A 13,541-nucleotide genomic window follows, 5' to 3' on the forward strand; every position below is an offset into this window, starting at 1 on the left:
TGACGGGCTCAGGCGGCGATGCGTACGAACGACAGCGGCTGGGCCGGCCGCAGCAGCAGCGGCTTGCCGACCCCGGCGCGGAAGGTTTCGCCGTCGAGGATGACCTGGCTCGCGTCGCCCTCGATCGCGATTTCATCGGCTTCCTCGACATGAACCCCGTCTAGCTTGGTCCGGCCAAGGCGGCCGACGAGGCTGGCGAAGAAGGCACGGATCAAGGAGAAGGGCTTCTGCTCGACCGCGACAAATTTCAGCGGCCCCTTGCCGTGCGACCCGAATTCGCTCGACAGCAGCAGCTTGTCGAGCGTCGTCACGAACAGGAAGGCGAAGCGCGCGGTGATCTTTCCGCCCTTGCGGACCTGGACGCTGAGCGGCGCCGGTTCGGGCGGCAGGAAGCTGGCCTTGAGGCCGAACAACTGTTGCAGCAGCACCGCGATCGCGGTGATGACATGGCTGATGCCGTTGGGCAGGCCGAGCGGATACACCCGTTCGCGGCAGTAGAGCATGACGTCGGCAAGACCCGCGCCGCCCATGAACATGCCGATCACCGGCTTGATCCCCGCTTCCCCGCCCGACAGCGAGATGAGCTCGCGCGCGACGAGGTGCGGCGACACGTCCGACTTGGCGATCTCGAGCAGCTTTTCGAGCGCGACCACCGGGTCGCCCTTCGCGCCAAGGTCCAGCGCGATGAGGTTGGTCTTGCCGCTCGGCAGCACGGCGACCGGCGGTGCATGGTCGCCGAAATAGCCGCCGTTGTGGATTTCGGTGAGCGCTGCCTGGACGGTGCCGTCGCCGCCGTTGATCGCCAGGACCGTCGGATTGATCCGGGCGATGGTCTTCAGCGCGGCGCCGATCTGGTCCGCAGCTTCGACTTCGTAATGGAAGATGTCGGGATGCTCGGCGCAAAAGGCGCGGATGCGCGGAAGCTGGGCGATATTGCCCGTGGATTTGGGGTTGCTGAGCAGGGCGATACGAGGGCGCGACATCAGCTGACCCATGGCGCGACCTTCAACCCGTGAAGGTACAGCATCGTCACCTGGACCCGCGCGGGTCCCTTGCCGACGGCGAAGGCCGCCTGCTCGAAATCGGGCTTGGGATCGAACAGCGTAACCTTGGGGTTGCGCGAATAGCCGCCGCCGTCCGCGCCGTCGCGCTTCCCGTCGAGGTTGAAGTCATGATGGACCGCGACGGCATAGCGTCCCGCCGCCGGTACCGCGACGCACACGTCCATCGCGGTTCCCGTCACCGGCACCTTGAGCTTGGCGATCCGTCCCTGCTTCGCCAGCCAGCGATCGCGATCGGCGCCATAGATCGACAGCTTCAGCCGGCCGCTGCCCTGCTTGATGCCGCTGACATGGACCAGCACCGACGGCTTGCCGGCCGCACAGCTTGCCGCGTCGCCTGTCACGACCGCATGCGCCGGCCCGGCGCAGAGCACCGCCGACGCGATCATGATCAGGCGAGAATAGGACATGATTTCTCAGAACGTTCCGCTATAGGCACCAGTGGTGTCGCCGCGCAGCGACGGCACCCTGTTCCTTCTCGAACGGCTTTGCGGCCAAATCATGGTGCGGCGGGGACCAAAAGGTACAAATTCGTGGCGTTGATCGATCGCTACCTTGCCAGGAACATCACCGTGCCGCTGGTCGGCACGCTGATCCTTGCCGCCATGTTGCTGGTGCTCGACAAGATGCTGCGCCTGTTCGATTTCGTCATCAATGCCGGCGGCCCGGTCAGCGTCGTGTTCCGCATGCTCGCCAACATGCTCCCCGAATATTTCTCGCTCGGCATCCCGATCGGCCTGATGCTCGGCGTGTTGCTGGCCTTCCGCAAGCTCGCGCTCAGTTCCGAACTCGATGCGATGCGCGGCATCGGCATCGGCTACGGCAAGCTGCTGAAGGTGCCCTACATGTTCGCGGTGGGGCTGATGATCCTCAACCTGTTCATCGTCGGCTGGCTGCAGCCCTATTCCCACTATCGCTACGAGGGCCTGCGTTTCGACCTCCGCTCGGGTGCCCTCGGCGCGTCGATCAAGGTCGGCGAGTTCAACGACTTCGGCAAGCGCATGACCTTGAGGATCGAACAGAGCGAGGATCGCGGCGCCCGGCTGATGGGCATCTTTACGTCGCTCAACGACAAGGGCGGCACGCGCGTCACCGCAACCGCCAAGGAAGGACAGTTCCTCGGCACCGACGATCCCGAAACGATCATTTTCCGGCTGAAACACGGCCGGCTGGTGCAGGAAGGCAAGAATTTTGCGACGCCGCGCACGCTGGCGTTCGACAGCTACGACCTGCCGATCAAGCTGCCCAACGTCGACAATTTCCGCGGACGCGGCGACGATATCGGCGAGTTGACGCTGCCCGAAGTGTTCGGCCGCGCCTATGGCGGCGAGGCCAAGTCGCATGACGACAATCTCGCCGCGCGCGCCAATCTCTTCTTCCGGTTGGTCGAAGTGGTGATGATGGCGATGCTGCCGCTGCTGGCGGTGGCGCTGGCGGTGCCGCCCAAGCGCAGCAGCTCGGCGCTCGGCATCTTCGTCGGCATCGTGATGGTGGTGACCTACCACAAGATCAACCAATATGCCGAAAGCGCCGGCGCGCAGGACCGTCTCATCCCCGAGGTCGCGCTGTGGATCCCCTTCGTCTTCTTCGCCGCGCTGATCGGCTGGATGTATCACGTCATCGCCCATCGCCCGGGCGGGCAGCCGATCGGAGCGCTTGAAGCCGCATTCGCCAAGCTGTCGAAGTCGCTGCGCAAGCTGCTGCCCAAACGGCGGTTCCAGCGGATCGAGGAAGCGGCATGATCAACCTCGACTTCATGCCCTCGCGCCAGCTCGCCTTCTACTGCGGCAAGCTGTTCATCACGCGGATGCTGGCGGTGCTGGTGGCGCTGGTGCTGGTGCTGATGATGCTCGACCTGCTCGGCGAATCGGGCAAGATCCTGGCGGTCCCCGGCAATGGCGAAGCCGAGCTGTGGAAATATGTGACGCTTCGGGTGCCGATGCTGATTTCGCGCTTCCTGCCCTTTTCGGCGCTGCTCGGTGCATTGATCGCCTTCACCGGACTCAACCAGAACAGCGAAGTGGTATCGATGAAGGCCGCGGGCCTGTCGGCGCACCAGATCCTGGCGCCGATGATCGTCGCCAGCGGCCTCGTCGCCGGCCTGCTGTTCCTGTTCAACGAAACGGTCGTGGTGAAGTCGGCACGCGTGCTCAACGCGTGGAGCGACAATGACTATGCGCTGGTCCCGCCCGACAGCGGCGTGCTGTCGAACGTCTGGGTCAGGAACGGCGACCAGCTGATCCGCGCCGGGCTGGTCGGCGGTAGCGGGCCGACGACCCAGCTTCGCCGCATCACCATCTACCAGCGGCAGGGCGCCGAAATCGCGACCATCACCGATGCCGACCGCGCGGTGCAGGTGCCGGGCGGCTGGCAGCTTGAGCATGTTAAAAGCTACGATTCCGCGACCAACGTCGTCCGCAAGGCCGATCGGCAGGTCGCCCTGCAGGGGATCGAACCGCAACGCTTTACGCTGGCCCATGTCGATCCCAGCGAGCGCGGCTTCCTCAACCTCCGGAAGGCGATCCGCGACCTCGAACAGGCGGGCCGCCCGACCGACGAAGTGCTCACCGGCTGGTGGCACAAGCTGAGCAGCCCGCTGTCGACGATCCTGATGCCGCTGCTGGCGGCGACGGCGGCGTTCGGACTGGCGCGATCGGGACAGGTGCTGCTGCGGGCCTGCATCGGCATGGCGCTGGGCTTCGCCTATTTCGTCGCCGACAATTTCAGCATCGCGCTGGGCAATTACGGCGCCTACCCGCCGGCACTTGCAGCTTGGGCGCCCTTCTTCCTGTTCCTGCTGATCGGCGAATTCGTCCTGATAAGGCAAGAAGAGTAGAAAATGGACCGTCCGGGGGACGGTTCTTTTTCTACTCTCAGAAGGCGAAAATCAGGCGGCCGGCCCGCCGCGCCAGCTACTCTTCGCCAGCCTGACGACCAGCGGCAGCAATGCCTTGTGGTTCGACGCATGATAGGCCGAATCCGGCGCCAGTTCGGCAATCAGCCGCCGGTGCGCGACCGGCAGCGCATGATAGGGGATGCCCGGCAGCAGGTGGTGCAGCGCGTGGTAGCGCAGGCCCACCGGCGCCCAAAGCTCGGCCCACACGCCCGGCGGCGGGACGTTGACCGTGTCGAGATATTGCTCGGTCACCGTCATCGCCTCGCCGTCATTTTCCCACAGATGCGCGACCAGCGTGCGGATCTGGTTCAGCACCAGCGCCGCCGACGTGATGCCGATGTAGATCGCCGCCGCGCGTAGAGGCACGACACCGCTAACCACCAGCGCAATCAGCCCGATCGCAAAGATCGACGCGCCGGCTTCCTGCCACGCCCATTCGCGCGCGAACTCGCCTTCGGGGCGGCGCCGCACGAACTTGGGGTTGATCTGCAGGCCCGACATCTTGCCGACCACGACATCGCGCAGCTTCGGGATGAGCAGCGACAGCGGCGTCAGCACGGCAAAGCGGAACAGCAGCGCCACCGGCCCCAGCACCGCGATCACCACGAACATCGGCAGGGTCCACGGCTTCATCAGCGCCAGCGGCAGATATTCGGGATCCTCGACCGTGCCGTAGCGGGTCTTGGCGTGATGCATGTTGTGGATGCCTTCGTACATGAACGACGGCGCCATCAGCGGCACGCCCACCAGCAGGTTCCAGCCAAGCTTGAAGCCCGGCAGCGCGCCCGCCTTCAAATGGGTGATTTCATGGATGAACAGGCCCGCGCGATACAGCGTCAGCACGGCAATCACCGCCGCGCCCAGCGCGACCCATGGCGAGCTGGCAAGGATCGCCACCGCGACCATCGCATAGCCGGTCAGCGCGGACGCCAGCATGTCGGCCCAGTAGATCGCGGCCTTGGGCTGGTTGAGCTCGCGCGTCAGGTTGGCGGCGGCGCGCAGCATCGCCTTATCGTCCCCGCGCGGCTTGGCGGAGGCGGCATGGGCCTGGTCCAGCGGCTGGACGGCGTCAGGGGTCATCGTGTTGGCAGACATGTCTTTTTCAATTTCCGAGCCCGCGGATGCCGCGAGATAGTGGCACCATCATGGCGATTCCAGAGCGAAGGTGGATTGACCGGCGTCAAGCGGCCTCTCCAACATCGCCGTGACATGGCGCGTTTGAGCGTATAGCCAAGCGCGCATGAACAGCGCCCTTACCGTCCGTCCAGTGGCCAGCAAGGCCGACCTGAAGGCCTTCGTCGACTTCGCTTGGGAGGTCTACAAGAACGATCCCGCCTGGATCCCGCCGCTGAAGGACGAGGTCTACGGCCTGCTCACCCCGGGCAAGAACCCTTGGTTCGAACATGGCCACGCCGCCTATTTTCTCGCGGAGCGCGACGGCAAGGTCGTCGGCCGCATCAGCGCGCAGGTTGACCAGCTGGTGCAGGAGCATATGGGCCAGGGCATCGGCCAATGGGGCATGTTCGAGGCGCTGGATGAAGAGGTCGCCCACGCCCTCATCGCCAAGGCGGAAGACTGGCTTCGCGGCGAGGGCATGACCACCGCCATGGGCCCCTTCTCGATCGGCATCTGGGACGAGCCGGGCCTGCTCATCACCGGCCATTCGCAGCCGCCGATCGTCATGATGGGCCATCACCTTGCCGCCTATGAAGGCTGGGTGGAGCGCGCCGGCTATGCCAAGGTGAAGGACCTGCTGACGTTCGAACTCGACATCCGCATCGACATGATCCCGATGATCGACCGGCTGATCAAGGCGGGCGAAAAGAACCCGCGCATCGTCATCCGCGACGTCGACAAGTCGAAGTTCGATGCTGAAGCCGCGATCATCCTCGATATCCTCAACGACGCCTGGTCGGACAATTGGGGCTATATCCCGCTCACCGACAGTGAAATCGCCTATGCCGGCAAGAAGCTGAAGCCGATCATCGTCGAGGATTTGGTCAAGATTGCCGAAGTGGATGGCGAGCCGGTCGCCTTCATGCTGACCATCCCCGACTTGAACGAGATGATCGCCGATCTGAACGGCAGCCTGTTCCCGTTCGGCTGGGCCAAGCTGCTGTGGCGCCTGCACAAGGTGTCGACCCGCCGCGTCCGCGTGCCGTTGATGGGCGTGCGCAAGAAGATGCAGGGCGGCCGCCTCGCCAGCCAGCTGGCCTTCATGATGATCGAATTCACCCGCCGCGTCTGCGTCGAAAAATACGACGTCTATTTCGGCGAATTCGGCTGGGTGCTGGAAGACAACCAGGGCATGATGTCGATCGCCCAGCTACCGGGGGCGCATGCCAATCATACGTATCGGATTTACGAAAAAGCACTCTGACGGCAGATGTCCGCAAACGACCCATTGCGGACATTAGGTCACGCCGTCTTTTCCTTGCACGACATGGTAGTTTGGCTGTGACCCACTCGGCGCGGCGGTATATGTTTAATTGCCCAACCGTCTCCGTCCTTCGCCGGAACAAATGTTGCACCGCAAGTCAGCCTATCGGGCGCATGTTCACCTAATAATGTCGTCACACCGCCATCGCGAAACAAGGTGAACGAGCATCGATAGCCGTCGCTACTACTCTGGCACTCCAAGTCACGGATGTGGAGGTCTGCTGCGTTCGGATCTTCACGTCCTGCGTTATACCAAAGGGAGCCGACCCAGTTGCCATTCCCAATCATGGCATTGACCTGAAGGTCATACCAAATCGCAGCGCGAAGCTGGCCAGCTAATGGCTCCGTCGGCGGAGCGGACGGTGCGGCGGCCAACAAGGCGAGAAGCGTGAACATTCCACCAATGTTACATGTCTAATTATCGCATTCCACCCCTAGCGGACGTTCAGCGATGTTGGTCTAGTCCGCCAATTCGATGCAAACAGGCGCGTGATCCGACGCCTTCTCCTCTGCCCGCGCCCATTTATGCACTTCCGCACCGCGCAGCCGGTCGGCGGCTTGCGGCGAGCACAGCAAATGGTCGATGCGGAAGCCCGCGTCGCGCTGCCAGGCACCGGCCTGATAGTCCCAGAAGGTCCACAATTTCTCTTCGTTGGGCCGCAGCGCCCGTAGCGCGTCGGTGTACCCCAAGTTGACGATGCGGCGGAAGGCGGCCTGGCTTTCCGGCTGGAACAGCGCGTCGTCGGCCATCGCGCGGCGGCTGAAGGTGTCGCGGTCTTCGGGGATGACATTGTAATCGCCCGCCAGCACCGTCGGCCGCTCCGCCGCCAATAGCTCGGCGGCATGCTCGCGCAGCCGTTCCATCCAGCGCAGTTTGTAATCGAACTTCTCGGTCCCGACCGGATTGCCGTTGGGCAGGTAGATCGACGCCACCACCAGCCCATGCGCCTCCGCCTCGATATAGCGGCTGTGCGTATCGTCCGGATCGCCCGGCAGGCCCACCCGGCGCAGCGTCGGCGCCTCGCCCTTGCTCAGGATCGCGACGCCGTTGAAGCCCTTCTGCCCATGCCACACGGCATGATAGCCCGCCGCTTCGATATCCTTGATCGGGAAGGCGTCGTCGTCGGCCTTCAGTTCCTGCAGGCAGGCGATGTCGGGCTGTTCGCGCTCAAGATATTCGATGAGCCGCGGCATGCGCGCGCGGATGCCGTTGATGTTGAAGGTGACGAGCTTGACCATCAGATGGAAAAGCTGCTGCCGCAACCGCAGCCGCTGGCGGCATTCGGGTTGGTCACCTTGAACGCCGCGCCGCCAAGATCCTCGACATAATCGACCTGGCTGCCGTCGAGCAGGTCGAGGCTGACCGGATCGACCACCAGCTTGACGCCGTCGGTCTCCGCGACCGCATCGTCGGCTTCGACCTCGCCCAACCCGAACTTGTAGGAAAAGCCCGCGCACCCACCGCCGTCGACGGACAGGCGCAGGATGGCCGGCTTGCCTTGCTTGTCGGCGATGAAGGCGACGCGCTTTGCGGCGTTGCTGGTCAGGGAAATCGTGGTCACGAAGGCGATGTAGGGGGCAGCGCCCCCTGCGGCAAGCTTAGCGCTTGCCGCTCGCCGGGCCGCCCAGCGCAACCGCGTCCATCGAATGGGTGCCGGCACCGTTCTTCTGCATGGCGAGCAGATAGTCGTTCGACTTCATGAACGGGATCGGGTTGACCGCGCGGCCGTCGATGCGGACTTCGTAGTGAAGGTGGCTGCCGGTCGAACGGCCGGTCGAACCCATGCGGCCGATCTGCATCCCGCGGGTCACGCGCTGGCCCGGCTTGACCATGATCGCCGACATGTGGCCGTAGCGGGTTTCGATACCCTTGCCATGGTCGAGCTTGACGAGGTTGCCGTAGCCGCCGGCATTCCAGCCGGCTTCTTCGACGACGCCGTCGGCGGTGGCGTAGATCGGCGTGCCGATCGGGCCGGCCAGGTCGATGCCCTGGTGACGCGCCGCGCCGCCGTTGAACGGATCGCTGCGCACGCCATAGCCCGAGGTGAAGGCGGCGGTGCGGACCGGCTTGTCCGACGGAACCGCGATCGCGCCGTCGGCAAGGTTGTCGAGCTTCTTCCAGCTGGAAAACAGCGACTTGAAGGTCGGATCGCTCTTGTCCGCCGATTCGAACGGTCCGCCGACAGCCAGCTCTTCGGTGGCGCTCGGCAGGTGGTAGCCCAGCTTGGCGATGGTTTCCGGCGCGACCTTTTCGCCCGCGATCATCGCGGCGAGGATGCGCTGGCGTTCTTCGATCTGGCGGACCCGGGTTTCGGTTTCGGCGGCGAGGCGGGCGATGTCGGCGTTGGGAGCGGTGGCGGCGGCAGCGGGAACGGCTTGGGCGGTGAAAAGTCGCACCGTCGCAAAGGTCGACCAGCACAGCAGCAGCGCGGTCACGACCAGCAGCATCGCCTGAACCGGCGCCGACAGCGTCAGCTTGCGCAGATGCTTTCCGTCATGGACGAACAGTTCGCGGTCGCGGATCATCGATTTCTTAGCGGTTGCCGCTACAGTCATCACCCTCACACGCTCCTTGCGTACTCTCACCAGGCGCAACACACCGCGCTCGGCCAGAAACATCATAAGTCGTGGAGCTCCCCAGCCCCGGCACTTCCGGCAACGGTTGCCCACCGAATGCCGAAGCCAAGGAACTGACCCTCATTGGTTAATCAATTCAACACTTGGTTCCGAAGGACAGGGTGAAGCGTCCGGTCGCGGCGATGAGTTGAGTCGGAAACTTGCGCTAGGTTGCGTTTTAACCGGAAATAAACGGCGGATTTCTGCGAACGTGACGAATCGTTCGATCGGCGAAGATTTCGCGTTCCCCTTTTCGTGTTCGCTCGTTAAAGCCGTCAGCGGGCCACGCCGTCCCAACGCGGCGCGAGCTCTCTGTGAGGAGAGTCTACATTGACGAATACACGACCAGACGTGCGTCCCGCGCGTCCCCATTTCTCTTCCGGTCCCTGCGCCAAGCCGCCGGGCTGGGCCCCCGAAAAACTGTTCCTTGACGACCTTGGGCGTTCGCATCGCGGTGCGCTGGGCAAGCAGCGCTTGGCCTATTGCATCGACCTGATGCGCGAGATGCTGGAATTGCCCGACACCCACCGCATCGGCATCGTCGCGGGCTCCGACACCGGCGCCTTCGAAATGGCGATGTGGGCAATGCTCGGCGCTCGGCCCGTCACCACGCTGGCTTGGGAAAGCTTCGGCGAAGGCTGGGTCACCGACGCCGCCAAGCAGCTCAAGCTCGACCCCACCATCATCCGCGCCGACTACGGCCAGCTTCCCGACCTCAGCCAAGTCGACTGGTCGAGCGACGTGCTGTTCACCTGGAACGGCACCACCAGCGGCGTGCGCGTGCCCGACGGCGACTGGATCCCGCAAGACCGCGAGGGCCTGAGCTTCGCCGACGCGACCAGCGCGGTGTTCGCCTACGACCTGCCGTGGGCCAAGATCGATGTCGCCACCTTCAGCTGGCAGAAGGTGCTGGGTGGCGAAGGCGCGCACGGCGTCCTGATCCTCGGCCCGCGCGCGGTCGAGCGGCTGGAAAGCTACACCCCCGACCGCCCCCTCCCCAAGCTGTTCCGCATGACCAAGGGCGGCAAGCTGGTCGAAGGCATCTTCAAGGGCGAGACGATCAACACCCCGTCGATGCTGGCGGTCGAAGATGCCATCTTCGCGCTCGAATGGGCAAAGGGGCTCGGTGGCCTCAAGGGCCTCATCGCCCGCAGCGACGCCAATGCCGCCGCGCTCGACCGCATCGTCGAGGGCCGCAACTGGCTCGGCCACCTCGCGCAGGATCCGGCGACGCGGTCGAAGACCAGCGTGTGCCTCACCGTCGACGGCGCCGACGCGGACATGATCAAGCGGTTCGCGAAACTGCTCGAAACCGAACACGCCGCCTACGACATCGCCGGCTACCGCGACGCCCCGCCGGGCCTTCGCATCTGGTGCGGCGCGACCGTCGACACCGCCGATATCGAGGCCCTCGGGCCGTGGCTCGATTGGGCCTGGGAGAATTTGAAATGACCGTTCGCGTACTGATTTCCGACAAGATGGACCCCAAGGCCGCGGCGATCTTCCGCGACCGCGGGATCGAGGTCGACGAGATTACCGGCGAAACGCCCGAACAGTTGATCGCCCGTATCGGCGGCTATGACGGCCTTGCCATCCGCAGCTCGACCAAGGTGACCAAGGCCGTCCTCGACGCCGCGACCAATCTGAAGGTCGTCGGCCGCGCCGGCATCGGCGTCGACAATGTCGACATTCCCGCCGCCACCGCGCGCGGTGTCGTGGTGATGAACACGCCCTTCGGCAATTCGATCACAACCGCCGAACATGCCATCGCGCTGATGTTCGCGCTCGCCCGCCAACTGCCCGAGGCGGACGCCTCGACCCAGGCCGGCAAGTGGGAAAAGAACCGCTTCATGGGCGTCGAGGTCACCGGCAAGACCTTGGGCCTGATCGGCGCGGGCAACATCGGCTCGATCGTCGCCAGCCGCGCGCTGGGCCTCAAGATGAAGGTCGTCGCATTCGACCCCTTCCTCACCCCCGAACGCGCGGTCGATCTCGGCATCGAAAAGGTCGAGCTGGACGAACTGCTGAAGCGCGCAGACTTCATCACCTTGCACACGCCGCTGACCGATCAGACCCGCAATATTTTGTCGGCGGCAAATCTTGCTAAGACCAAGAAAGGCGTCCGCATCATCAACTGCGCGCGCGGCGGCCTGATCGACGAAGCGGCTTTGAAGGACGGATTGGATAGCGGCCATATCGCCGGCGCCGCGCTCGACGTGTTCGAAACCGAACCGGCCAAGGACAGCCCGCTGTTCGGCACCCCCAACTTCATTTCGACCCCGCACCTCGGCGCGTCGACCAGCGAAGCGCAGGTCAATGTCGCCATCCAGGTCGCCGAACAGATGAGCGATTTCCTGCTCTTGGGCGGCGTCACCAACGCCATCAACATGCCTTCGCTGTCGGCCGAGGAAGCGCCGAAGCTCAAGCCCTACATGGCGCTAGCCGAAAAGCTCGGGAAGCTGGTCGGCCAGGTCGTCGGCGACGATATCAAGGGCGTGTCGATCGAGGTCGAAGGCGCGGCCGCGCAATTGAACCAGAAGCCGATCACCGGCGCGGTGCTGGCGGGCCTGATGGGCACCTATTCGGACACCGTCAACATGGTCAACGCACCCTTCCTTGCCAAGGAACGCGGCCTCGACGTCCGCGAAGTGCGTCATGACCGCGAAGGCGCCTATCACACGCTGATCGCGGTCGAAGCGACCTCGGCCAAGGGCGTGCGCCGCGTCGCCGGCACCCTGTTCGGCAACGACAGCCCGCGGCTCGTCGAATTGTTCGGGATCGAAATCGAGGCCGAACTCGAAGGCGCGATGCTCTACATCGTAAACACCGACACGCCGGGCTTCATCGGCAAGCTCGGCACCGCGCTCGGCAACGAAGGCATCAATATCGCGACCTTCAACCTCGGACGCCGCAAGGCGCGCGGCGATGCCGCGTCGCTGGTCGCGGTCGACGGCAAGATCGGCCCCGACACGGTCAAGGCGCTGTGCGCGCTCGACGGTGTGCGCAAGGTCGTCCCGCTGAGCTTCTAGCTCGACCCGATCCAGCGGCGGGCCGCGGCCAGTACCGGGTCGCGGCCCGCCGCAATATCGGCCACGGTCGGCCGGACCGCGACATCGGGCAGGACGCCGCGGTCGGGCTGCGGCGTCGTCGGAAAATTGCCGACGATCGGCAGGTCATATTCCAGTCCGCTGCCGGGCAGCCGGACGAAGAAATAGCCATTGCCGTTGATGCCGCGCAAATTGCCCCCGGTGGGCTCGCCGAACAATTTGACCAGTCCCGATTCCTGCGCCCTTCGCGCGAAGGAAAAGGTCGCCGAACTGCATGCCGGCCCGACCAGCGCAGCGACCTTGATGGGAAGCGGCTTGCCGACCGCCTGGATCGTATCGCTCTGCTCCTTGCCAAGCTCGAAAAAGCCATTGCCCGCGTCGCGCGCATTCTCGCCAATCGTCCGGAAGCTGTCGTCCCAGGTATCGAGGAAGGCATCGAGCTCCTTGGGCGTGCGACGATAGCGGACCAACTGCCGATACCCTGCGAAGTCGAGGTCGCGGCCCGCCAGCCGCGCAAAAATCCGGTTGCCGACTTCGTTGCCGCCCTCATTGTCGCGCAGGTCGACGATCAGCCCCCTGGCGCCCGCGAGGCTGTCCAGCCGTTCGTCGAGCCATGGCTCCCACGCCCATTTGCTGTTGTACATCACCCAGCTCGGCATGGTCAGCAGCGCGATCCCCTCCTGCATCTCCCACGTCCAGAAAGGCTCGGTCGTGCCGTCGGTTTCCAGCGTATGGCGGGTCGCACGCCGCTGCTGTTCCGTCAGCGCCGCAAATTCGCCGCTACGGACCGCGCCCGTGGGAGTGCGGTAGCGCAGCCGGAACACGCCGTTGGTCGGCGGGAGCATCAGGCCCTGGAAGATGTCGAAGGTCTCCCATCGATCGGTCCCCAGCATCGCCATCTGCTTCACGCGCTTGGCGTCGTTCGCCCCGTCGGCGCGGGCATAAGCCACCAGACGGTCGAGCATCCGCGATGCCGGAACGCCGTCAATCGACAGGATTTCGGATCCCCGGACCAGCCGCCCCGTGCCGCTACGATCGGCCAGCACCACCATCCGCCTGCCGATCCAGTCAAATTCGAACGGCACCCGCGTCGGCCGCTCGAACAGCTGCGCGACCACCGCCTTCTTCTGGTTGTAGGGATTGCACTGGGTGTGGCCGCAGCGGACCGTGGCGGTGAAGGCGGACAATAGCAGGAACCGTTCGTCCAGGCTGCGCGCGGCGCCGTAATCGCGCGCCAGTCGCCCAAGGCGCGCGTCGACCTGGCTCTGGGTCTGGTATCGCAGCAGGCCCGGATGCAGCGCCAGCGAGCGCCGGACGATGTCGATGTCATCGGCCAGCTCGCCCGCGCCGGGCGCGGCGCGCACGGCGGCATGGCTGGCGATCAGGGCCGCGCCGCTGGCGGCGATCATCTGGCGTCGGGTGAGATAAATCATGGCGCACTTCATGCTCCGCCGCGCGCCGTCGCTCGCCTCACTTTGCCCG

The 13,541-nt window shown here is 64.8% G+C and carries 13 protein-coding genes; 5 read left to right on the plus strand and 8 right to left on the minus strand.

All coding sequences use genetic code 11. The features are described from left to right. Window positions 1–8 precede the first annotated feature (8 nt). Both G570_RS00170 and G570_RS00175 read right to left on the minus strand, forming a co-directional pair. Complete coding sequence (locus tag G570_RS00170) at window positions 9–983, minus strand: diacylglycerol/lipid kinase family protein (protein WP_037503178.1); 975 nt, start codon at window positions 981–983, stop codon at window positions 9–11. Further along, a complete protein-coding gene (locus G570_RS00175) occupies window positions 983–1,471 on the minus strand; it encodes a DUF2141 domain-containing protein (protein WP_037497846.1) in 489 nt (162 codons plus the stop codon). The genes G570_RS00170 and G570_RS00175 overlap by 1 nt, the downstream gene beginning before the upstream one ends. 123 nt (window positions 1,472–1,594) lie before the next feature. Between G570_RS00175 and G570_RS00180 the strand changes: the two genes are divergently transcribed. Both G570_RS00180 and lptG read left to right on the plus strand, forming a co-directional pair. After that, window positions 1,595–2,803 (plus strand): LptF/LptG family permease, encoded by a 1,209-nt coding sequence (locus G570_RS00180; protein ID WP_037497848.1) that lies wholly within the window; start codon window positions 1,595–1,597, stop codon window positions 2,801–2,803. Further along, entirely contained in the window at window positions 2,800–3,897 is a 1,098-nt protein-coding gene (gene lptG / locus G570_RS00185; protein WP_037497850.1) for an LPS export ABC transporter permease LptG, read from the plus strand. Before G570_RS00180 ends, lptG begins: the two co-directional genes overlap by 4 nt. A 51-nt stretch (window positions 3,898–3,948) precedes the next feature. Here the strand turns inward: lptG and G570_RS00190 are convergent, their stop codons facing one another. Next, a complete protein-coding gene (locus tag G570_RS00190) occupies window positions 3,949–5,037 on the minus strand; it encodes a fatty acid desaturase family protein (RefSeq protein ID WP_425423540.1) in 1,089 nt (362 codons plus the stop codon). Window positions 5,038–5,197: 160 nt separating this feature from the next. On the opposite strand from G570_RS00190, the gene G570_RS00195 reads away from it, so the two are divergent. After that, window positions 5,198–6,337: a GNAT family N-acetyltransferase gene (locus tag G570_RS00195; protein ID WP_037497852.1), complete on the plus strand. Its 1,140-nt coding sequence runs from the start codon at window positions 5,198–5,200 to the stop codon at window positions 6,335–6,337. A 38-nt stretch (window positions 6,338–6,375) separates the two neighbouring features. Here the strand turns inward: G570_RS00195 and G570_RS13520 are convergent, their stop codons facing one another. The 4 genes from G570_RS13520 to G570_RS00210 all read right to left on the minus strand — a co-directional run bounded on the left by G570_RS13520 (window position 6,376) and on the right by G570_RS00210 (window position 8,952). Then, on the minus strand, window positions 6,376–6,792 hold the full coding sequence (locus G570_RS13520) for a hypothetical protein (RefSeq protein WP_156930259.1): 417 nt from the start codon (window positions 6,790–6,792) through the stop codon (window positions 6,376–6,378). Between the two features lie 63 nt (window positions 6,793–6,855). After that, window positions 6,856–7,635, minus strand: coding sequence for an exodeoxyribonuclease III (gene xth / locus G570_RS00200; RefSeq protein WP_037497854.1), 780 nt, complete (start codon window positions 7,633–7,635; stop codon window positions 6,856–6,858). Then, window positions 7,635–7,958: an iron-sulfur cluster insertion protein ErpA gene (gene erpA / locus G570_RS00205; RefSeq protein WP_037503183.1), complete on the minus strand. Its 324-nt coding sequence runs from the start codon at window positions 7,956–7,958 to the stop codon at window positions 7,635–7,637. Before erpA ends, xth begins: the two co-directional genes overlap by 1 nt. A gap of 37 nt (window positions 7,959–7,995) precedes the next feature. Beyond that, window positions 7,996–8,952, minus strand: a complete 957-nt coding sequence (locus G570_RS00210) for a M23 family metallopeptidase (protein WP_037497858.1) — start codon at window positions 8,950–8,952, stop codon at window positions 7,996–7,998. A gap of 390 nt (window positions 8,953–9,342) precedes the next feature. Here G570_RS00210 and G570_RS00215 point away from each other — a divergent pair, with 390 nt between their 5' ends. Next, the gene (locus G570_RS00215; protein WP_037497861.1) at window positions 9,343–10,464 is read left to right on the plus strand and encodes a phosphoserine transaminase; all 1,122 of its coding nucleotides are present in this window, start codon (window positions 9,343–9,345) and stop codon (window positions 10,462–10,464) included. After that, window positions 10,461–12,041 carry a phosphoglycerate dehydrogenase gene (gene serA, locus G570_RS00220; protein WP_037497864.1) on the plus strand — a complete coding sequence of 527 codons (1,581 nt, stop codon included), beginning with the start codon at window positions 10,461–10,463 and terminating at the stop codon, window positions 12,039–12,041. Before G570_RS00215 ends, serA begins: the two co-directional genes overlap by 4 nt. Here serA and G570_RS00225 read toward each other — a convergent pair. Next, window positions 12,038–13,492, minus strand: coding sequence for a S41 family peptidase (locus G570_RS00225; RefSeq protein ID WP_037503187.1), 1,455 nt, complete (start codon window positions 13,490–13,492; stop codon window positions 12,038–12,040). The genes serA and G570_RS00225 overlap by 4 nt on opposite strands. Between the last annotated feature and the right edge of the window lie 49 nt (window positions 13,493–13,541).

This window comes from Sphingomonas jaspsi DSM 18422, from assembly GCF_000585415.1.
In the GTDB taxonomy this organism is placed as follows: domain Bacteria; phylum Pseudomonadota; class Alphaproteobacteria; order Sphingomonadales; family Sphingomonadaceae; genus Sphingomicrobium; species Sphingomicrobium jaspsi.

Bases quoted from the DNA above. Each gene is read 5' to 3' on its own strand.
- G570_RS00170 (WP_037503178.1), bottom strand. From the start codon at position 983: ATGTCGCGCCCTCGTATCGCCCTGCTCAGCAACCCCAAATCCACGGGC.
- G570_RS00175 (WP_037497846.1), bottom strand. From the start codon at position 1,471: ATGTCCTATTCTCGCCTGATCATGATCGCGTCGGCGGTGCTCTGCGCC.
- lptG (WP_037497850.1), top strand. From the start codon at position 2,800: ATGATCAACCTCGACTTCATGCCCTCGCGCCAGCTCGCCTTCTACTGC.
- G570_RS00190 (WP_425423540.1), bottom strand. From the start codon at position 5,037: ATGACCCCTGACGCCGTCCAGCCGCTGGACCAGGCCCATGCCGCCTCC.
- G570_RS00195 (WP_037497852.1), top strand. From the start codon at position 5,198: ATGAACAGCGCCCTTACCGTCCGTCCAGTGGCCAGCAAGGCCGACCTG.
- G570_RS13520 (WP_156930259.1), bottom strand. From the start codon at position 6,792: ATGTTCACGCTTCTCGCCTTGTTGGCCGCCGCACCGTCCGCTCCGCCG.
- xth (WP_037497854.1), bottom strand. From the start codon at position 7,635: ATGGTCAAGCTCGTCACCTTCAACATCAACGGCATCCGCGCGCGCATG.
- G570_RS00210 (WP_037497858.1), bottom strand. From the start codon at position 8,952: ATGACTGTAGCGGCAACCGCTAAGAAATCGATGATCCGCGACCGCGAA.
- serA (WP_037497864.1), top strand. From the start codon at position 10,461: ATGACCGTTCGCGTACTGATTTCCGACAAGATGGACCCCAAGGCCGCG.
- G570_RS00225 (WP_037503187.1), bottom strand. From the start codon at position 13,492: ATGATTTATCTCACCCGACGCCAGATGATCGCCGCCAGCGGCGCGGCC.